Source organism: Staphylococcus sp. 191 (assembly GCF_011174885.1).
Taxonomy (GTDB): Bacteria; Bacillota; Bacilli; order Staphylococcales; family Staphylococcaceae; genus Staphylococcus; species Staphylococcus coagulans.
On record NZ_PNRJ01000002.1, the window covers coordinates 171,792 to 194,247 of the forward strand.

The following is a 22,456-nucleotide window of genomic DNA, read 5'->3' on the forward strand; positions in this document are numbered from 1 at the left end:
TTAGACACCCTTTGTTAATTTAAAAGCTTGAATTTGTTTTTGAGGTGCTTTGGCTTTCATTAATGATTCCCCCACTAAAATGCCTGCAATACCTGTGGAAGTTAGTTGAGCGATATCTGCAGGGGTCTTAATACCACTTTCCGAAATATAATGCACACCCGGTTGCTTACACGTGAGTATTTGAGACGTGTGTGCAACGTCAGTCTTAAAGTGGCGCAAATCTCTGTTGTTAACACCTATCAGTTCTGGATTGAGGCGATGTGCACGTTCAAGCTCTTTACGGTCGTGTACTTCGACTAATACTTCTAAGCCTAATTCAGTAGCGTAATTGTATAATTGTTGGAGTCGTACATCTGTTAAAACATTGACAATTAATAAAATAATCGAGGCCCCTGCTTTATGTGCAAGGTCTATTTGGCGTTCATCGACGATAAAATCTTTACAAAGTACAGGTAAGTTTGTTTGCTGGGTTAAATCTATCAACCGCTCGTAACTGCCGCCAAAATACCTGTCATCTGTTAAAACAGAAATGGCTGAAGCCCCTCCTTCTGTATAAAGTTGCAATTGTTCTGTTAAATCACGTTCAGGAATGTCTGACACTGTCGGACTTTTTGACTTAATTTCTGCAATGACACCTATTTTTGAATCATCCGCTAGCAATTGCGTAAGACGAGGCTTGTGCGCCACATTGATGGCATCTATCTGAGCTATTTTCTGTTCATAATACCCCTCTGCTAGTAATGCTTTTTTATATGTGATGATTTCGTCTAAGATACTCATACGATGACACCTCTCGCTTGTTCGTATTGTTGATAGGCTGCACCTGAATCAATACATTCAGCCGCATAGATAATGCCGTCTTGAATAGATGCTGTTTTTTCAGCAGTATAGAAAGCGATACCCGCGTTCAATAACACCACATCTCTCCGACAAGAGCGATCTTTCCCTTTTAAAATATCTAAACTGATTTGCTTATTTTGTTCAGGCGTTCCGCCTTTTAAAGCATCATCAGGCGCGTATTGTAATCCGTAATCCGCGGCATTAACGGTATAGACCTCAATCCCTTTATTTTGGTTCATTTCTACAATTTGGTTATCTCCAGATAGCGTTGCTTCATCCATGCCATTTGCGCCATGCATCACTATCGCTCTCTTACGTCCTAATTTTTGAAGCACCTCTGCAATTTTCACCATTCTTGATGGATCAAATACCCCCATCGCTTGGTAATCTAAGGCATAAGGATTAATGATAGGGCCTATCAAATTCAGAATCGTCGGCCGTCCTATTTTTTTGCGTACAGATTGCATATTTTTCATTAATGGATAAGACTCTGTCGCACTAACAAATGCCAAACGGCTCGTCGCCAGTTGTTGTGAAACTTGTTGAACCGGCGTTGTCGAAATCTCCATTGCTTGTAAAATGTCCATTCCACCTGACTGTGAAGTGACACTTTTATTTCCGTGTTTAACGACATGAATGCCGCCACTTGCAGCAACAAATGAAACGGTCGTTGAAATATTAAAACTATTCGATCCATCTCCCCCTGTTCCACAGACGCACATACTTCCTGTATGTTGAGGTTGTTCTTCATACATGGTTTGAATCAAACGCGCACATAATGCATATAATTCATCTGTTGTTTCACCTTTCATCGTATATGCAACAAGCAATCCTACCTTATCTTCTATCGGTGTTGTTTCAGAGATTAAAGTATTGACGAATAATGCCATATCATCTGCATCTAACGTTTCAAAATTCATTATTTTATTGAGCAATGTCATGTGACTTCACACCTTTCTTTACGATGAATAAAAAATTCTCAACCACTTTCGCCACATCTTTACTTGCAAAAGACTCTGGATGATATTGAAGACCAAAGTGTGGCCGACTTCGGTGTTCAAATGATTGAATACTATCTCGCGTTCGCCCTGTAATCAATAACGAAGCCGGTAATGTGGCTTCTTCACAAATCAGTGAATGGTAGCGCATAATGTCAGAATGTTCTGAAATCCCTTTGTATAAAGCGCTCGGTGCATCAAAAGATAACTGATCAATTTTACCGTGCATAACTTTCTGTGCGACGTTCACATCCCCACCGTAATAACAGTAAAGTGCTTGCGCTCCAAGGCAAATCCCTAAGATAGGTATATGTTCGAACGATTGAATAATCCGATGCAAATCATCGCTATCGTTTGGATGGCCTGGCCCAGGTGAGATGACCACACCATCTGGATTCAGATTAAAGAGTGACGTATCGTCTGGATAATGGACACGCACATTGTCAAATGGTCGCAACATGTCTACCAGGTTGTACGTGAATGAATCATAATTATCGATGACTAATATCATAGTGTGACCTCCAATAAACTTTTCGCTTTAAGTTTCGTTTCTTCCAATTCTTTCTCCGGCACAGAGTCATAGACAACTCCACAACCCGCTTCGACATGGACATCGTTATCATCAATGACCATCGTTCGAATGGCTAGGGCTAAATCCAACGTATGATCACAATTGATATAGCCTACACCCCCGCTGTAAACGCCTCTTTTATAGGGGTGATTCTCATAAATACGTTGAATCGCACGTAATTTCGGCGCACCCGAAACTGTTCCTGTAGGTAAAAGACTCGCGATTATATCAAGAGGAGAGCGCTTGGCATCAATTTCACCTACGACCTCTGTCACAATATGCATGACATGTTCATAGCGTTCTATCGTCATTAACTTCGGTATCTCTAATGAGTTAGGTTTGGCAATTCGCAAAATATCATTACGTCCTAAGTCAACCAACATACGATGCTCGCTTAATTCTTTTTCATCTTCCAACAAAATTTGCGCAAGTTTAAAATCTTCTTCCTCTGTCTCACCTCTTTTAATTGTGCCCGCGATTGGGTTTGTCATGACTTTGCCATCTTTCACTTTAACGAAGCTTTCTGGCGAACTCCCGATTAAAATGGGTCCTCCCATATTTAAGTAAAACAGATAAGGACTTGGATTTTTGCGTTTTAATTTTTGATAAAGCCGATACGTTAATTGATGTAAATGATGACCAAAGCCATGAGCATATTTGTAAACTCGAGAAGGAACGACTTGAAACATATCCCCTTCTTGAATTAATTTTTTAAACTGCGTAATTTGATTGATAAAAGTCGCTCCATCAATATTGGTTTCAATTTTCCGTTGTGGCAAGTTGTATTCTATTTCCTCTTCAAACAGTTGAATGTGGCTAAATACATCAATCATCGCATCCAAGCGTTGTACCATCTCTTGTTCAGAGGCGCCTGAGAAAAGATTCGTCACAATCACATAAATCTGCTCTTTATAATGATCAAAGACATAGACCGATTCAATCATGTAAAAATGGACGTCTTCTGTTTCTCCTTGAACCGGATATTGTTGAAGTATGGGAAATGCATGTCGCACTAAATCAAAACTGCAGTAACCCATGAACCCTGAAATAAAAGGAAGTTGTTGTAATGCTTCGTACTTAATATCTGATTGGTGTGCGCCTATAAAAGCTTTTAATTTTTCAAACGGAGCGTCCGTTTCATATTTTGAATATTGAGGCGTCGAAATATTTAAACCCGCTTCAGTCAATGTCACTTCACCAAACGTATCAAACGCAACAACTGAATAACGTCCTTTGGTTTGAGATGTTGTGGCACTTTCTAATACAATTTTGTGTTGTTTATGTCGTGCTAGTGTTTCTGGATTTATTGGTGCATCTAAAATGCGATAACGGATTTTCATCGGTCTCCCCCTTAATTTTTAAAATAAAAAAACGCGTGTGTCTCCTTAAAAAAGGACGCTCACACGCGGTACCACCTTTGTTAACAGATATACTTCTGTTCACTCAAAATCTTATAAAATTAGCTGCTTCCAGTAAAACCCAATTCATTTGAAGTCGGTATAGACTCTCATCAACCGTCTATTTTCTGATGCTACCGATGATTCAAACTACTACATCTTACCTCACTATTTAACTATATCTCACTAAAAAATAAAAAACACCACGGTTTCCCATCCTCTATAAGGACGCGTTACCGTGGTGCCACCTTAGTTAATATGACTGTTGTGCCATATTCGCTTTTAAAATCATGATTCAATTATTACGTTAATGCGTGATTGCCCAATTCATTTTTACGCCGTGCTAACTTTCATCAACCATTAGCTTTCTGCATGCTACAAACGATAAAAACTACTTTCAATCTAACGTATATTAAGTTAAGGCTTACTATAACACCATTCATAATCCCATGTCAATAACTGACTTTGAAAATCATCAGGATATTGCTATTTTTAGTATTGGTTTTGCCTATTTATTTTGATTTGCAAAGGCTTTTGAAATGATGTTCAATTTTTCTGGCGCGTCCATCACATCCATGTGGACCTCTACAAAATGCATTGTATTTGGGTTTTGTTCAATCGCATCCATTGTTTCTTTTAAGGCTTTTGTTGACTTCACATCATAAGTTGGAATATCTTGGCCTCCAAATACGGCTGGTAACATTTTGTAATCCCACATTTGAATATCATTATAATGTGCTTTTTCACCATGAATTTTTCTTTCAACAGTATAACCATCGTTATTGATGACAAAAATAATCGGATTCATTTTTTCTCGAATCATTGTTGAAATTTCTTGTACTGTTAATTGTAAAGAGCCATCGCCAATAAGTAAGATGTTACGACGTTCTGGTGCAGCTAAAGTCGTTCCTAAAGTGGATGGCAATGTGTAACCAATTGAACCCCATAAAGGTTGACCAATAAACGTTGTTGAACCTTCAATACCTAGACTATATGAACCAAAGAATGATGTACCTTGTTCAGCTAAAACAACGTCACCTTTTTTAAGAAAACCTTGCATTAATTTAAAGTAATTTTCTTGTGTCAACGGCTCTTCATTTAAGTCCACATTTTCAGCTTGTGGCCATACAAATTGTGGGAACTGACCTTCATAGTGATAATCGATTTGTCCAAGTGCTTCCACAATCTCAGGAAGTGCTGGCGAAGTCGATTCAAATTCTCCAATACGAACTTGACGATGATTTAAAATCATCACAATGTCATCTTTAAATTCTTGAGAAAAGCCTGCAGTAGCTGAGTCTGTTAATTTTGCCCCTAAAGTAATGACAACATCGCTACCATTTACATAATCACGAATCGCTTCATCTGCAATACTGCCATCAAAGATCCCCATATATTGTGGGCTTTCTTCGTTAAAAGCGCCTTTTCCAAGTGATAACTGTGCAACAGGTAAGTTTAAACGTTCAGCTAATTGTTGAACTTGAGCTTGTAAGCCAAAGCTATTGATTTGATGTCCTACAATTAAAGTCGGTTGTTTCGCATTTTGAAGTGCTTCAGTTACTTTTTCGATGATACTTGATAAGTCCTCTGACGCTTTTACTTCTGGATATTCAATTTGATCTGGTACTTCAATTTCTTTCATCGCTGTATCAATAGGTAAATGAACATGTACAGGGCGTTTTTCTTCTATTGCGACTTGGATGATTCGAGGCACTTCTGTTAGAGCATTATCTGTTGTTAAATAAGTTTGTGCTTCAGTGATATGTGCAAACATTTTACGATATGCATCAAAGATACCTGTTCCTAATGAATGATGGACATATTTTTTAGCTTTCTCAACGACTGTTGTAGGGCCACCTGTAATTGCAATCACCGGCACATTTTCAGCGTAAGATCCTGCAATACCATTCGTTGCACTTAATTCTCCTACTCCAAATGTTGTCACCATTGCCGCTAATCCATTGATACGTGCATAGCCATCTGCTGCATAACTCGCGTTTAATTCATTTGTATTCCCTACCCATTGTAAGGTTTCATGTGACTCAATATCGTCTAAAAAGGCAAGGTTAAAATCTCCAGGTACACCAAAGATTTTATCAACACCGTGTTTTGCAATTTCGTCAAATAAAAATTGTCCTACTCTTTTTTTCATTTTCATCCCGTCCTTGATTTATATTTTTCTTTACAATTAGAATTCTACATGGCACTTTTAAATAAGTCAATGATATTGACCTAATAATACTGAATCTTCTATTGAAATAATATAAAGGCCGTTCTATACTTGATTCAAAGTTATTTGATTGCGCTCTTTAGTACATTATTGAGTTCAAATTGTTTTCAATTCATAATAATTGGGCTAAAAAATAGGCACGTATTTATCACCCATTGATTGTGTTTTCGTGCATTAATGTATGACTCAACAGTTTGAGAAAGGAAGGTCTATTGTGTCTAAAATTAAAGGTCTCTTGCTTACATTGAGTATTGCGATAGGTGCAACATTGCTCGGTCATTTCTTTCCTATTATAGGAAGCGCCATATTCGCAATGCTTATCGGTATGGTCCTAAATAACTGTATCCAATTACCACAAACGTTAAAACCAGGTATTCAATTCAGCAGTAAAAAAATATTACATTACAGCATTATCGTACTCGGTTTCACACTTAGCTTTCAGTCGATTGGTTCCATTGGACTTAAATCTTTGCCTATCCTTATCGTGACACTTCTCGTCGCACTCGTAATTGTTACTGTATGCGTCAAACTATTAAAAATTGATACCCATACAGGCATACTCATAGGTGTCGGCACATCTATTTGTGGTGGTTCTGCAATCGCAGCAACGAGTCCAATCATTAAAGCCAAAGATGAAATCATTGCTTTTAGTTTATCAACTGTGTTCTTGTTCAACTTAGTTGCAGTGATTATCTTCCCACCAATCGGTCATTTTTTACATATGAGCCAAGAGGCTTTTGGCTTTTTCAGTGGTACAGCGATTAACGATACGTCTAGTGTTGTCGCTGCGAGTGCCCTTTACGGATCAAAAGCGCTTGAAGTTGCGACGATTGTTAAACTGACACGAACACTCTTTATTATTCCTATTACAATTATTCTTGCCCTATGGGTTACACAACGACAAGAAGCTCAAAAACAAGGGGAACGTCCTACCATTATTCGTGCCGTCCCAGGATTTATTATTTGGTTTATTGTAGCCTCACTCATCAGTACGCTGTTTAACTTTTCACATGAGGTCATTCAAATTTTTAAAACGATTGCACTCTTTCTTATCACTATAGCTTTAGCGGGCGTCGGATTATCTGTGAAATTCAGTCAATTTAAAAAGGCAGGACTGAGACCTATATTGCTCGGTCTATTAACTTGGGCTGCTTTAATTGTGACAAGCCTTATTGTCTTGGGCTTAATAGGAATGCTATAAAAATGAACAAGCAAGGGGAACAGAAATCAATCGGATTTCGCTTTTTAAGTCTGCCCTTTGCTTGTTTTTTCATGTCTTTATCCTCTATTCGTTTTTTCTGTTGACTATTGTTAAGATGAAGATTAAATCACAATTTGTCAGTTTCAATTCACAGTACAAAACCTTGTACAGATGTAAAATCAATAGTATTTATAAATTCAAAAAGATATTCAATATAATTTGCATAAGAAGATAAATGTGCTTTATGATATAAGAATAAGTAAAATGTACAATCAAGGAAACTTATTCACACTCAAATATGGACTCATACTTTTATGTTTTGAATATTAATCTAAACTTTAAATTATTTAACAATTTTAACAAAATTATGTTTTAAGCATAGACGTAACGGAAATGTAATAATATGAAACGCGAACGAAACATTGTTTTAAATAAAAATCTTTATAAATAGAATCAAGTTGTTTTCTAGTGTGTCACCACAACAAATGCTATGATAGTTTCATTGATGGGTTTTGATTGTTGATGAAAACAATTTGTTTCAAACAATGGTGTATCGATTCATATATTGAAAATGAATTAGGGATGATGAGAAAAATTTTTAAACAAGAGCGGATACGTTAAATCGTGTTATTCTCTTCCCTATCATAAAATTTCGAGCATAGTCATGCTAAAAATACACTCCGTTGACATAAAGTCTGCTGTATTTTTATCTCTTTTATAAAGGAGGATGCTTTCACATCCTACTGGCGAAATACATAACAATAGGAGCTGGAATTAATGATTAAACAACATTGGGCTCAAAAAGTCGTAAAAAAAGCATCATCAATTATTAAGTCAGATGTACTAATCCTGAATAGAAGCGGTTACGTTATCGCAACATCAAATTCAGATAAAATAGGCGTTTTTTACCCTGCTGCCCGCCATTCTATTCAACGAAATCTCCCTATCGATATTGAAAAAGAGGATATGAAATTTTGGAAGGTTAAACAGACTGGTGTCATTATTCCGATTACACATAGTGGGAAAACGTACGGCGCACTTTTTGTAGTAGGAGAGCCAGATGAAATTAGAATTTATTCACATTTATTAAAATTAAATGCAGAGTTCATCGTCGAACAAGAATTCGAACGTTCCACGCGCTTTGAAGAAACATTATCTCGAACACAGATGCTTGCACATATATTATTTAATCCACAGCGGCAAATCCAAGCCTATAACCGTAAAAATGTCATTGAAAAGTTAGGTTTAAACGAAGACTTTACCGTCGCACTCATCTCGATAAATAGTACAAGTAAAACGAAAATCATGACATTGCGCCGCGCTTTAGAAGACTGGAAATTACCAAGCGACGACATTATTGAAATTTCTCCTTCTGAATACGTGTTCATACTCAAATCCAATGACAATCGTGGTCAAACACAATCTGAAATAAGAGCCTCCATTGAGAGTGAGATGAAAGATGAAATCTTTTCCCGCACATTAATTACACTTGGCTCCATTACTAATGGACTACAAGGACTCATACAATCTTATAATGAGGCGACGTCACTTAAAGTGCTGATGCACGATTTAAAAATTCAAGAAGGCTTGCATACGTATAAAAGCCATGAACTAGAGACAATTTGTAATAACATTAAAAAATTCACGCCATCGAATGAAATGTCACTTGTATCTAACTACAAAAAGTTATTAGATTTTGGAGAAGATAAATATCTCAATGAAACGATTGAGGCCTACTTTAGAAATCACGGTAAACTCGTCAAAACGGCAAATGACTTGTTTATTCACCGCAATACACTGAACTATCGCATTAAAAAAATCCATGAAATTACAGGATGGGATCCCAATACGATAGACGGGATTGTATTGTTACGAATCGCACAAATCTTATATGAGAGTGCACAATGCTAATACAAATTTTAAAAAAATAAATCATGAGGCCGAATCCAACTTCCAAATAGGGTTTCGACCTCATAATTTTTTTATTTCATATACCGCTATTCGAAGTGCCTCCAGACTATGCATGTCGTCATTTATTAGATATAATGCGAGTGTTAGGAGCGATTTTAATGAATAAAATTAAGCAATGGATTAATTCTTTTTTTGAAATGGTCGGCCCAAAGGTGATGAAAATTATTTTTGTCACAGTTTTTATCCTTGCCATTCTTTTTATTGGTATGGCAACAGTCATACCTGAACTAAACCATAAAACTTATCAAGGCATCGTCGTTGAAAAATATAAAGAAAACCATGGTCTAACGACTGGTACAAGTCGTTTTATCGTTTTAAAACATGGCAAAGAGACGATTAAAATTCAAAATGATGATATATTGTTGCATGGTAAATTTAACAGCCAAAGCATCCAAGAAGATATTATAGAAGGTAAAAAAGCTGAAATTAAAACAATAGGCTTTAATTTCCCTCGTATTGGTTTTTATCCTAATCTATACCAAATCAAGCAATAAAAAATAAAACAGCTTACCGTCATCTCCAACATATTGGAAAATAACGATAAGCTGTTTTTTTAACGTTCGTAAGTATCAATCCATTGCTGAACAGCCGGTGCAATCCGGTCTAAGTCGTCTATTTGCACCCAATCAATGTCTGTAATTTCTGCATTGATTGCAACGCGAGACCAATCAATAGCATGATTCACTTTAAATCCATTCAATTCAGTTTGCTCATCATGTTGCGGATAAGCTTGTCCTACAACGGTTCCGATATAGATGATATTTTCAGGTTTAATCTCTAACTGTAATTCCTCTTTCACTTCTCTAATTAATGCCGTTTCCATCGTTTCACCCGGTTCAATTTTGCCACCTGGGAAGTACATTTTATCTCTATGTCTCACTTGAACCAAGCGTAAGTGATCTGCCTTTCTATCTACTAAACAAACGCACCTAATCATGCTTGCCACTCCCCTTTTCCAATCATTTTTAAAGAATAGGACATCTTTGCACACATATTCTCATCTTATAACGAATGGCATCATGACGCAATTTGAATATCCATTAGAAACGATTTGTGAGCGTTAACTTACTGCTTGTTGATACGTTGCGATGCGGTTTGAATAAACCTTGCCAATTCTTAATGCAGCTTGACGGCCTCCCATTATATTTCGCGCAAAGGGACCTAATTGTAAATCTGCTAACATTCCTGAGACATATAAATGGGGCAACCATTCTAGCTCATCTGAAATACGAGGATAACCCGACACTAATTGCGCTTCTGGTAAAGCCAATATGTCTCGAAGTAAAGGCTGTGTCATTAAATCTGGCACAAAACCTGTCGCTAAATAAATGCCATCATAACGCGTTTTTAAGTCGCCCGCGATAATCATATGATCTTGGACGTAATCAATGGCTGTATGATGAACAATCAATCGGCCTTGTTTTTCATATTTTTTTAAAGTCATGCACATATCTTTAGGCATCGAACCTTTATGACGTTCTTGGCGATTAACAAGCGCGCGTTCAGAAAGTGGTTCTTCTTGAAAATGTTTCATATTTTTCGGACCTAACCAACCCGGATCTGCATCAAAATCATGGATTTCATAATCTTTCTTCATCCACAAATGAATTGTCTTATCTTGATTTTCTTTAATCAATTTGATGGCTAAATGCCCAGCTGATATCCCACTACCGACCACATGTGAAACTTCAGCGATGGGCTCTAATTGTTCACTATGAATATGTTGAACATCAGGTTGATGTTGAAATATTTGAGGTATGAATGGCGTATGATGTGTTCCCATCGCTAAAATTAATTGCTGCGCTTTAATTTTTTGTCCATTCTCTAATTCAATTTCCCATGACGTATCACATTGACAAAGGTGTCGCGCCTTTTGACATATGTGACATGTTTCTAATTCATACGCATCTATCCAATAACGCGTATGATCAAAAAACATATCCAAACGTGGCCGTTGGTATTGTCCAATCATCGCCTGAACATAGCCTTCTTTTTTCGCAAATTTTTTCAAATCAAACGGCTCGGGATGACAATGATGCACTAATGGCGATCTTAAATAAGGCATACCTATCCGCCCTGTTTGCATTTCAAATTGTCCTAATAATCGCTCATGCGGATCAATCATTTTCAATTGTTCTTTCGGTAGCCCCATGCTTCTTAATTGTAACGCAATCGTTGTCGCTTGTACGCCACCCCCGATAATAACCCATTCGTATGTCATCTTTTTCACCTATCTTAAATAGTAATAATTACGATTTATGATAAATGAAATTCGTTCTCAAATCAACTGTTTATTCATGCGAATAGCACTTTTAATTCATTTTTTAGAACATCTAACAATGGGTACCTCACGAACTGCAAAGGAAATCCAGCACAAAAAACCAGAAATCGAAATAAGCTCGACTTCTGGCTTTTATATAGAAAGATGTGTGTACGTGTAAACCGATTAATTGATCGGCGCGCCTCCAGTTACACCATAAACTTGTCCTGTAATATAGCTTGCATTGTCTGAAGCAAGTAACACATAAACATCTGCTAGTTCAACAGGTTGACCTGCACGTTGGAGTGGTTGATTTTGACCAAATTTTGGAAGACTCTCTTGTGGTTGACCTCCGCTTACTTGAAGTGGTGTCCAAATAGGGCCTGGGGCAACCGCATTAACTCGAATACCTTTAGGTCCTAATTGTGCGGCTAAACTTTTCGTCATTGAAATGTTAGAAGCTTTTGTCATTGCATAATCCACTAAATGGGCGCTCGGTTTTACCCCTTGGATAGATGCAGTTACGATGATGCTCGCACCAGGTTCAAAATATTGTAATGCTTCTTGAATTGAATAAATATTTGAGAAAACATTGACTTCAAATGTATCTGTTAATTGATCTGCAGCTAAGTTTTCAATTTCATATTCATATTGTTGCATACCTGCATTTAATACAAGGATATCGAGTCCATTTAATTGACTGTGAGCATCCTTAACCATTTGTTTTGCATATTTAGCATCACGTAAATCACCAGGCAGTAATACCGCTTTTTGACCTGCTTTTTCAATCACTGCTTTGACTTCTTCAGCATCGTCTTGTTCATCTGGATGATAAGCAATCGCAACATCCGCACCTTCTTTGGCATATGCAATCGCAGCAGCACGACCAATACCTGAGTCGCCACCTGTTACTAATGCTTTTTTACCTTTTAATTTATTGGCACCTTCATATGTTTCTTCTCCACAGTCTGGGACAGGTGTCATTTGTTTTTGAATCCCAGGATATTTTTGAGGTTGTTCTTCAAAATCACCATTAAAAAATTGTTTCAACGGATTATTATTAGACATGATAAAACCCCTTTCAATAGTATATGAATTCCATTCCCTTTTTATGTGTTTAAAAACATACCTATCTACATTTTTCCATCACCATCTATATATAGTTTTATTTATTAAATAGTTAACAAATAAACACAAGTCTTAAAAACAAAATTTCATTGTCGAATAAATATCTTATTTTTTAGAAAATTTTAACATCTACGAACTATTTATCTACACTTAGGCAAAATTTGTATTTTAAACTTATAATTTTATTAAACTTTTGTTGTATTAAAAATTAATGGAGTTGATAAAATGTATAAAATTTCAAAATTAGTATTATCTAGTTCTTTATGCTTAAGTCTTTTACCTATCTCTGACAATGCTCACGCTGAATCGAAAGCTGACATTCCTCTTAAACATAACTTTAAACAACCTGTTCATAGTCAATCTGAAGCACACGAAGTGCTTAAAGAATTACCTAGCGACATTAAAAAGAACTATGAAGATTACGAAGTCGTTAAAACAGAAAAAGACAAACTTGGTTTTACACATTACACGTTACAACCCGTTGTTGATGGTGCATTTGCGACAGATAAAGAGGTCAAAGTACACGTGAATAAAGATAATAAAGTTGTCCTTGTCAATGGTGAAGTCAAAGCTAAAAAAGTTAAACCGACAAATGAAGTTGAAATTTCAAAGGATAAAGCCATCAACCGTGCGTTTCAAAGTATTGATGTCAGGTCATCAGAAGCTAAAAATATTGATGATCACGTCGTTAAAGAAAGCAAAGTAGAAATCGATGGTGAAAAGAATAAATTCGTTTATAACATTGAATTAGTTATGACAAAACCAGATGTTGCCCATTGGGATATTAAAGTCGATGCAGAAACTGGAGAAATTATTGAAAAAACGAATTTAATTAAGCATGCCGCTGCAAAAGGAACTGGCCGTGGGGTACTAGGTGATACTAAAGAAATCAACATTAACAGTATTGGAAATGGTTATAGTTTAGAAGACGTCACAACACCCGCTGTTATGTCTGCTTATACAGTTAATGAAGCAACAGGCTCCGCTCAATTAATTACAGATAGAGATACAAACTTTACAGATAAATATCAAAGCGCAGGTGTAGATGCAAACTACTATGCGAAACAAGTTTACGATTATTACAAAACTAAATTTGGTCGTTCTTCGTATGACGATAAAGATAGTCCAATTGTATCTATTACACATGTCAACCGTTTTAATGGACAAGACAACCGTAACAATGCCGCTTGGATTGGTGATAAAATGATTTATGGTGATGGCGATGGTGTAACTTTCACAAACTTATCTGCTGCGAATGATATCGTCGCACACGAAATTACGCACGGTGTGACACAAAGTACAGCAAACCTTGTATACCGCAACCAACCAGGTGCACTTAATGAAAGTTTCTCTGACGTATTTGCTTATTTTGTAGATTCAGAAGATTTCTTAATTGGGGAAGATGCATACACGCCAGGACGTGATGGCGATGCCTTACGTAGTATGTCTTCACCAGAACAATATGGGCAACCTTCTCATATGAGTCAATATGTCCATACTTCAAGTGATAATGGTGGCGTTCACACAAATTCAGGTATTCCGAACAAAGCAGCTTACAATACGATTCAACGTATCGGTAAAGACCGTTCAGAACAAATTTATTACAGAGCCTTATCTAAATATTTAACTTCAACTTCTAATTTCAATGATGCAAAAGCGTCTCTATATCAATCTGCTTTAGATTTATATGGACAAAATGTAGCGAGTCAAGTCGCTCAAGCTTGGGAAGATGTTGGCGTATAAAAAAGATTTCATCTCCTTGTAATTGCATTGCCATAACATATAAAAACGCTTATTTTTCCAAATATAGATAAAAATTGATGTTGTTCAATAAACCCCTCAATACATTGAACTGAATCAGCAATAAAGGAGCGGAACAGTCGTTATTTTGCCCCTGTTCCGCTCCCTATTTGAAATTAAGGATGCAAATACCTTTTGTTATCTTCCTATTTGAATCGCATCTTTTCTTGTGTTTGCAATCCAATCTTTCACATATAAAAAATTCTGCCAGTCCGCTTCACTATAGAATAAAATTTCATTTTTTTCTAATACCTTTTGTACCGCTTCTCTAAATGACCGACTCATATAATAAAACGCACCTGGATAAAAGCGGTCATAAAAATTGAAATCACATTGTGCAACTAACGCTTCTGCCGAAACTGGAATATCCCGTACTAATTTTTCAGCTTTTTCACGACCTCCATGCTTTAAAATATAGAGTGCGATAAAATCTAAACGCGCATCTGATCCCCACACGATTGGCGTCGGTTGAAGATCTCGCGAATGGATTCTCAAACCCAGATAATTGCGCTCATTTTCAATTTCTACTAATAATCTCTGTAATGAACTGACATGTGGTTCTGACAGTTTAACCGAGCTAATCGCACTTTCTAATATATTAGACCAATGACGACAAGCTATTTTTGTATGACCGACAACAGTTAAACCTAGAGAATGTGGCAAATTAATCATACCCGCTATCGCTTGCTCTGCTTCTATTTTAGTCATATTAAAAGTTAATGGATTAAGTTGTAAACCCGTAATCATATAGGTCGTATTAAAATAATCCTTGTATAAAATACTACCAATCATATAATAATCGGACGTGATTTTTGGAAAATGAGTTGCCATCACATTCGTTTTAACGATTCTACTATTCCAGCGATCAAACATTTCATACATCCGTATTGATTCTTGACCGAAGTCTAACGACACTTTATTCACTTCGCCTGGTGTTAAAGCTAAAGCTGACAAATTAGACAAATCACCATTAAAGTTCAAAGTCTTAATATCTTGTCTCATCATCTTGTTCATATTCCAAAATAGCATGCCTACTTTACAAATCAATTGCGCACCGGTACGCGCCTCTATTTGTTTTTTGGTTTTATTCGATACTTTTAATGCCAGTTCAATGGTGTCATAATATTGTCCACACAAAGCAGCAAGGGCTTCAGCTACTATATCATCACGCACATCAATTGCATCTGACATTTCAAAACGTATGCAACCTTCATGTAAACCATCCTTATAATCAGCTTGTATCCAGCCACTTTGATTTTTTATCGCCTCGAAAGTGATTTTCACCTGAGATACTCCCTTCATTTGTCTTTACTTTCATCATATCGTAATGATATTAAAGGAATGTAAAGATGAAACGAATATGAAAAGTGAACGAAGCTTGTATAGCACACGTCAATCAACATTCCGCTTTCTAGAATTCATTAATATGGTAAGTAGACTATTGTTTGGAATGCGTTTTAAAGCAACGTCGTGTCATTAAGATCAATCCCACAAAGCCCAATAATAAACCTTTCCACTGTATATTTTCAGATTGACCTGTGGCAGGCAATTGTGATGCAGTGAATAATTTTTTGTTTTCATCACTGACATTCACATGATTGACCAATACTGTGTTACGAGCTAATGTTAAATGCGCCTTTGTCATTTCTAGTGATTTATAACCATGAGGATTATTCGTCTTAGCCTTCATAATTTGGACTTTATCATCGATATTCTGCTTATCATATTGGTTATGGTTATCAATTTCTTCTACCATAGGTCCATCTTGTGATTCAGGCTTTCCTAGAGCTTTTAAATTTTCTTCAATTTCCCGATTACCAGATACTCTATCGCTCTCCAATGTTATTTTTGATTCAGTTTGACTATCGTTTTCTACTGGTGGCGTCTTTTCTAATTCTTCTATATGTCCAATAGCACTTTCCTCTTGTAGTGTATTGATGCTTTCTAAGTCTTCTTCCTCTGATGGAGGTGCTGCTTCTATTGAAGTTGATTCCTCTGGTACATTGTCCTCCTCTATGACTACAACATTGTCGTCAGTCTTAGGTCGTTCTTCTACTTCAACTGGTTCCTCTTCCTTCTCTATGGCATTTTCCACTTCTGGAGTTTCCACACTGTCTGAAGCTTCTTCTACTGCTGACGTATCTTCTTCTATAACACTTGGTTCTTCTGGTGTTTCCACTTCTTCTGTTGGTTCTACTTTATCTTCGACTTTAGGTTCTTCTACTATTTCTGGAGCGTCTACAGGACCTGAGGATAATTCTGTTTCCACTGGCACTTCTTTCTCTGGTGTTTCATCTGCTTCGGTTGGCTCAGCGTTACCTTCAGTCTTTGGTGGCTCCACTACTGCTGATGCTTCAGGTGGCTTCTCACTCGTAGATGAATTTTCCTCTTTCGGTACATCTACATTTTCTGCAGGTTCTACTACTGCTGGTGTCCCCTCTTCTTTAACAGTTGATTTCTCTGGCGTTTCCACTTCTTCTGTCGGTTCTACTTTATCTTCAGCTTTTGATTCTTCTTCCATTTTAGGTGTTTCCTCTGTTCCTGTAGCCTCGACATTATTTTCAGTCTTTGGTTGTTCCATTACTTCTGCTGTTTCTACAGAGTCAGACGGTGTTTCTGATGTATTTGTATGCGCTAAAGTTTCACTGTCTTTAACAGGTTCTATCGGCTCAGGTGCTTTTGTTATCGGTTGAACTTTAACAAATACGAGCGGTGAAACATTTGCGCTTTCATCGACAGCTTTGACTGAAACGTTGTCATCAGCTTGAATCGTTGCGATGACAGGATCATTAATTTCCCATGTTCCATCTTGAAGGACCTGTGCTTCTAGAGTTGTTTTTTCATTAATCGTCACAATGATTTTACTTTTCGGCTCTGCTTTCCCTGTCAATACTAATGTTCCTTGTTGTAATAAATCGACTGTAGGTGTTTGAGGTGGTGTCGTATCTACAACTTGTCCTATGCCCGGTTGAGATTGATTGCCAGAGCGATCTATTTCTATAACTGATACTTTGGATCCTGCACGCAATTCAGTATGAAATGGTACACCGATCATCCAAGTTAAATTTCGTCCTACTTTCGTTTTGATGATTTCATTGTTCGGTAATGTCACTTCTATCGTGTCTTTATACTTTTCACCATACCCCCAAATAATATGTTTGCCCGCTTCAGTGACTGTAACTTTTGGTTGAATAGGTGGTGTATTGTCAATAGGTGTCACGTAGTTGATTGCTGAGCGATTGCCTACATCATCTATCGCTTGGACAAAAATTGTATCATCTGCAATTTGAGGTGTACTTGGCGGTATTTCAATGGACCATTTACCTTCTACAGTATTCGTTTGTAAAGTTTTCTTGTTCGGTAATGTCACCAATATGGTCGTATGCAGCGCTGATGTACCAGTCATTGTTGACGTATTTTCTACAAAATCATCCACTTGTGGTGGTGGCGGTGCAATGGTATCCATGACTTTAGCGTAAAGTGGCGGAGAAGGAAATTTCCCAGGCAATGTAGCAACAATTGCCAATTGATCATTGACTTGTAATGCTTCTCGTTCAGGAATTGCAGTTTCCCAATAACCATATTCATCTGCTTGAACTTTTGTCATAACACCTGATGGATACGTCACAGTGACCCATGCATTTTCAGATGCATCTCCCGTAATAAAATCTTTATCCCGTTCAGTTGAAGACACTGTTGGTCGCTCAGTATGATTTGTGACCATTTCTTGTAAATAAGGTTGTAATTGTTGCATCAATTTCTCTTTTTCAACGACATCCATATGTTGAACGCCTTGAACAATACGATATAGTGGGATGCGATAATCTCGATTTGGCTCCGCTTTCAATCGCTGAATCAGCTGTGTCACATCTTCTTGCATTTGCTCAGCATATCTTTTTTCTGCTGCTTCGGTAGTTTCTCCCTCCGCTATAAAGCCTTTGTCAGTTAATGTGTAAGTGACTGTTTCCTTTTCAGGTTGCGGCAATTTTAATTGCGTATGATTTTCGATACGCCAAACTTGTCGACGTGATTGGGGTTCACGATGTTTAACCGTAATTGTGTCACCGTCTTTCAAATCAAATGTAGCAACTTTGCCTTCAGCTGTCTCATTGCCTATTAATGATTGGTCTAATAAAATCTTTCCATTTTGATTTTTTATCGTAATATGCGCATATTCATCTGTAAAATAAAAATGCGGTTGTACATTGTTTTGACGATAGATCACTTTTTGATGCTCAGGTTGATATTCAATATTCACAAACTCTCGATTAGAAATCCCCTGTAATACAATGCGTTCAGTCATTGCCGTTTGCCTATGTTGGATGGCAGGATATGTCACTATGGCTACGTTTTCCCCTTTTTCTTTCACTATCAAATACGCATGCTCTGGCAACGCTGCGTCTTTTGATAACGGCGCTACAATTTTATATATCCCTGCACGAATTTGTTCAAATTGTGCTTTTCCATTTACAATTGTAGCTTCAGCTACTTGTGTCGTTCCATCTATTAACTTAATCGTACTGCCATCAGGTAAAATCTGCCCTTGCTGATCCACTGTCACCGTTGCATTTGCTTTGATAGAACTCTCTTTTAAATCCGAACTACGTACAAGTTCATAGGCAGTCGCCAAGCCTAACTGCTTCACATATTTTTGACGCTCAGTTTCATTATCAATTAATAACGCTAACGGATAAATGTAACTATTAGGATATGCATTTACAGTATCTTTTAAACTTGTTGGTATATCGATATGATATAAATCAAAGTACGCCAAGCCGTTGTACCCACGATTCGCAAGCCAGTACGTATTGATCCAGCGTGGAACATCTTTTGTTACTGGCCCTTGTGAGGCTTCTTCCCGTATAGATTGAAGCATCTGAGTCAAACCCTCAATTCCCGTCAAACGAACCATCCGAGTCATAAAATCCAATCGATCACGTAAACCAATATTGGCATACGAAAATTGTTTCGAATCCTTTAATATTTGATCATGAATGCGCTGTTGAAAAGCTTGCTGACGGTTCTCATATAACCAACCATTTTTAATGCTTTGAACTTTTGTTTGATACTCATTCGCAAAAATATTGTTCCATACTTCTAGTAATTCCATTCGACTATCGCCGACCATCCAACCATCATACCCGTGCCCCACTTCATGTAAAGCGAGCCATCCTGGTTGTAAATAGCCATGTAATGATGCGCTGTTAGAGCCCATATGATCCCATGTCCAATAAGCTAAACCATAACCATTTTTATCTGCCATCGTAAAATATTTCATTTCCACATTATAATTTGGTGATTGCGGGTCCTCATTTAACCCTGCCCATTGACTATATTTCGAAATGACATCATCATAATAGGCAATCATTTCATCTAAATTTTTAAAAGCGGAACCTTGACTCTGTTTCATTTCACTGATGCGTTGACGGTCTTCTTTTGGAATCAAAAATGAGATATGTTCACCTTCTACAAATGCATAGCTCGCATCTTGCTTTTCCCATTGCGCTTCAAAATCATTTTGACTTTGTCCACGTCGATAAGTAGGCAAAGTGCGTCCTAAATTGTTTTGAATATAGAAATCAACGAGCGGCTGATGATTGAGGCCTCTAGGTAAATTGACAAAGGCCGCACTGTCGATCGCTGCTTCAACACTGACCCATTCTCCAGTTTTAGGGATAACTTTACTTTTATTTTGCTGGCTATCATCCGTCATCAAACTTACGTGAAGCTCATCGTTATTTTGCGGATGAACTTGACGGATATATAATTTCGTATGTGCAGGTACAATCACACCTAAACTTTCACGTCCTTGTCCAATGCCTCTTCCCATCCCTAATGTTTGTGCATTTTTAGGATGGTTCATGACTGGGATACTTTTTTCATAAACTTTCTCTGGAATCTTTTCTACTGTTTTTGGCTGAGCTTGTGCTTGAAGTGCTGGTGCGTGTATGTCTGCTTCATTTGCTTCTGGTACAGATGAATCCGCTGCACGAAAAGTGGTTTCATCCGTTTGTTGACCTATCTCTGCATCTTGCTTATCAGATTGTAGTGTCTTTGTCGTTGTGTCTCGTGTATCTATATCCGCATTTGTAGGTTGTCCCGCTTGCTTATGGTTGATGACTTTCTCTTTATTAACAGTACTTTCTACATGCGTCACCGTTGGCACGTCTACTGGGTCTTCAGACTTGAGCGCTGTATGTTCCCCGGCTTGAGGTGCTTCTTTTCTCTCTCCTGTGTTTACATTGCTATGTGTTATAGATGACACTGATTCAAGGGAAGCAGGTAATTCGGCGGCTTGTGCTGTATGCCCTATATTGATATAAATAAATGAAGCAAACATGACAGAGACGATACCCACTTTAAACTTGCGTATGCCAAATTGTTGCTGTACTTGCTTTTCTGATTTTAAATGATATTTTCTATTCAATATCGATTCACATCCCTATATCTTTATTGATATAAATTAAATTTATCTTAATATATATTATCAAAACATTTTTAGTTTTGGAAGATGTACTGTGGTTATCATTCAAGCAAGTATTTTATTCTTAGAAATAAGGCTGTATCAAAATAGGGTTATAATGCGTAATTATTGTATATCATTTGCATCGTTTAAATGCTTTTTAATAAAATGTTGATTATCATTCTAAAGTCGTATGCAGGGTTATTGCTGAGGCCGCATGTCAATCATCAGCATCATCCTGTATGATGAAAGTATCACACGACAAGAAGGAGGAAAATCATGCGCGTCATTATTCGAGCAACAGTCGCAATTGCAGCCATCCTTGTTGCTGCACATTTCCTAAATCACGAAAATCTCTCTACTATTGATAACTACAAAAATGAATTGGCCCAAAGCCAACCTGTTCAAGAAATATTAAATAGTGGTCCCGTACAAAAAGTTCAAAACTTTGACTTTGAGGAATTCTTACCTTCAGATTTCTTTTAAACCTTTAAAAATCACGTCCAATAGATGATGCGAAAAAGAGGCCGAGCCATTAATCTCATAATAAATAGCGCTAAGATGATTGATAATAAAAATCGTCTTAGCGCTTTCTTTTTTATGATACAACTTTGTATGATATGATTTCGTCACGCGTGTAATAACCACTATTAGTGTTAATAAAATGGTCTTTAATTTATAACGATAATAGATGGTTGATATGATAAGTGATGCTCCCTTGATGTCGATCATGCGTGTGATTCAAGACACGTAAAAAGTCTAAATGCCCTACTTCAGGATAAACAATCGATTTAACTTTTGCACCTAATGCATCAAATTTTTCGTAGGTTGTTTGCGAGTCTTTGTTTGGAAAAATCACATCATCTTCACCTAACAAAAACAGTACTTCTGGCATGTTTTGAATAAGGTCAATATCATCTAAATAATCCGCACGCAACGTATACAACAAATCTGTCATCATCGTATCAACTGGTGCAAGATATTGGGTGAAATTAAACACTTCATTATGTTTTTTCGAAACACCTTGCTTTAAGATAAATTCAGGAATACTTTTGACCATTTTATCTTGCTCACCCGGCTTGATATCTTTAACGAGTTCACTCAGTAACTTAGAAAAACGTAACTCTTTGTAATCAATTTTAGCTGCACTATTTAAATAAATTAAATGCTTGATGGGTAACGTATTATAGCCTGCTAACTTTGTCGCAATTAATCCACCCATTGAATAACCGATAATGGACATTTGCTCAATGTGGCCTGCTTCTACAATATCAACAAGTGCTTCGTTCATCCGTATTGCATATTCTGAGAGATCATACTGACCTCGCTCTAGTCCCGTACTTTCTCCACGTCCAGGTGCGTTAATAAAAATGAGCTGCGCATTTTGAAGATATTCTGCAAATAGTGTCATGATCTTGTAATTCATAATCGCACCATGAAGTAAAACGACCGCATGGGTTGCATTCGGGTCACCCATCGTTACAATTTCAAGTTGTGCTTGATGTGCATTTTCTAACACTTTAATATCCGTTTTGTAATTTTCCAATGACATAAAAATTCCTCTATCTAAGGTCTATTGTTTTATTGATAAATATAT

16 protein-coding genes are annotated in these 22,456 nt (G+C 37.1%); 5 read left to right on the forward strand and 11 right to left on the reverse strand.

Features of this window, described 5'->3' with window-relative positions; genetic code table 11:
* The 5 genes from trpC to C1H58_RS02820 all read right to left on the reverse strand — a co-directional run bounded on the left by trpC (position 1) and on the right by C1H58_RS02820 (position 5,958).
* A complete protein-coding gene (gene trpC, locus C1H58_RS02800; protein WP_165545251.1) occupies positions 1-780 on the reverse strand; it encodes an indole-3-glycerol phosphate synthase TrpC in 780 nt (259 codons plus the stop codon).
* Positions 777-1,781, reverse strand: coding sequence for an anthranilate phosphoribosyltransferase (gene trpD, locus C1H58_RS02805; protein WP_165545252.1), 1,005 nt, complete (start codon positions 1,779-1,781; stop codon positions 777-779). The genes trpC and trpD overlap by 4 nt, the downstream gene beginning before the upstream one ends.
* On the reverse strand, positions 1,765-2,349 hold the full coding sequence (locus tag C1H58_RS02810) for an anthranilate synthase component II (protein WP_165545253.1): 585 nt from the start codon (positions 2,347-2,349) through the stop codon (positions 1,765-1,767). The genes trpD and C1H58_RS02810 overlap by 17 nt, the downstream gene beginning before the upstream one ends.
* Complete coding sequence (locus C1H58_RS02815; protein WP_165545254.1) at positions 2,346-3,749, reverse strand: anthranilate synthase component I; 1,404 nt, start codon at positions 3,747-3,749, stop codon at positions 2,346-2,348. Before C1H58_RS02815 ends, C1H58_RS02810 begins: the two co-directional genes overlap by 4 nt.
* Positions 3,750-4,314: 565 nt before the next feature.
* A complete protein-coding gene (locus C1H58_RS02820) occupies positions 4,315-5,958 on the reverse strand; it encodes an alpha-keto acid decarboxylase family protein (protein ID WP_165545255.1) in 1,644 nt (547 codons plus the stop codon).
* Between the two features lie 292 nt (positions 5,959-6,250).
* On the opposite strand from C1H58_RS02820, the gene C1H58_RS02825 reads away from it, so the two are divergent.
* The 3 genes from C1H58_RS02825 (at position 6,251) to C1H58_RS02835 (ending at position 9,702) form a co-directional block, all read left to right on the forward strand.
* On the forward strand, positions 6,251-7,237 hold the full coding sequence (locus tag C1H58_RS02825) for a putative sulfate exporter family transporter (protein ID WP_165545256.1): 987 nt from the start codon (positions 6,251-6,253) through the stop codon (positions 7,235-7,237).
* Between the two features lie 777 nt (positions 7,238-8,014).
* A complete protein-coding gene (locus C1H58_RS02830; protein WP_165545257.1) occupies positions 8,015-9,148 on the forward strand; it encodes a sugar diacid recognition domain-containing protein in 1,134 nt (377 codons plus the stop codon).
* A 158-nt stretch (positions 9,149-9,306) separates the two neighbouring features.
* On the forward strand, positions 9,307-9,702 hold the full coding sequence (locus tag C1H58_RS02835; RefSeq protein ID WP_060829414.1) for a hypothetical protein: 396 nt from the start codon (positions 9,307-9,309) through the stop codon (positions 9,700-9,702).
* A 59-nt stretch (positions 9,703-9,761) separates the two neighbouring features.
* On the opposite strand, the gene C1H58_RS02840 is transcribed toward C1H58_RS02835, so the two are convergent.
* The 3 genes from C1H58_RS02840 to C1H58_RS02850 form a co-directional block, all read right to left on the reverse strand.
* Complete coding sequence (locus C1H58_RS02840) at positions 9,762-10,145, reverse strand: NUDIX hydrolase (protein WP_165545258.1); 384 nt, start codon at positions 10,143-10,145, stop codon at positions 9,762-9,764.
* 123 nt (positions 10,146-10,268) lie between these two features.
* A complete protein-coding gene (locus tag C1H58_RS02845) occupies positions 10,269-11,429 on the reverse strand; it encodes an FAD/NAD(P)-binding protein (protein WP_165545259.1) in 1,161 nt (386 codons plus the stop codon).
* A gap of 225 nt (positions 11,430-11,654) precedes the next feature.
* Positions 11,655-12,536, reverse strand: a complete 882-nt coding sequence (locus C1H58_RS02850; protein WP_050329961.1) for an SDR family oxidoreductase — start codon at positions 12,534-12,536, stop codon at positions 11,655-11,657.
* Between the two features lie 285 nt (positions 12,537-12,821).
* Here C1H58_RS02850 and C1H58_RS02855 point away from each other — a divergent pair, with 285 nt between their 5' ends.
* A complete protein-coding gene (locus C1H58_RS02855) occupies positions 12,822-14,339 on the forward strand; it encodes a M4 family metallopeptidase (RefSeq protein WP_165545260.1) in 1,518 nt (505 codons plus the stop codon).
* A 195-nt stretch (positions 14,340-14,534) separates the two neighbouring features.
* Here the strand turns inward: C1H58_RS02855 and C1H58_RS02860 are convergent, their stop codons facing one another.
* Together C1H58_RS02860 and C1H58_RS02865 are read right to left on the reverse strand one after the other, a co-directional pair.
* Complete coding sequence (locus C1H58_RS02860) at positions 14,535-15,680, reverse strand: hypothetical protein (RefSeq protein WP_165545261.1); 1,146 nt, start codon at positions 15,678-15,680, stop codon at positions 14,535-14,537.
* A 154-nt stretch (positions 15,681-15,834) separates the two neighbouring features.
* Positions 15,835-20,823: an Ig-like domain-containing protein gene (locus tag C1H58_RS02865; RefSeq protein ID WP_165545262.1), complete on the reverse strand. Its 4,989-nt coding sequence runs from the start codon at positions 20,821-20,823 to the stop codon at positions 15,835-15,837.
* A 315-nt stretch (positions 20,824-21,138) separates the two neighbouring features.
* Between C1H58_RS02865 and C1H58_RS02870 the strand changes: the two genes are divergently transcribed.
* Positions 21,139-21,345 carry a hypothetical protein gene (locus C1H58_RS02870; protein ID WP_050329956.1) on the forward strand — a complete coding sequence of 69 codons (207 nt, stop codon included), beginning with the start codon at positions 21,139-21,141 and terminating at the stop codon, positions 21,343-21,345.
* A 190-nt stretch (positions 21,346-21,535) separates the two neighbouring features.
* Here C1H58_RS02870 and C1H58_RS02875 read toward each other — a convergent pair whose 3' ends face one another.
* Positions 21,536-22,411 carry an alpha/beta hydrolase gene (locus C1H58_RS02875; protein ID WP_050345184.1) on the reverse strand — a complete coding sequence of 292 codons (876 nt, stop codon included), beginning with the start codon at positions 22,409-22,411 and terminating at the stop codon, positions 21,536-21,538.
* Positions 22,412-22,456 lie beyond the last annotated feature (45 nt).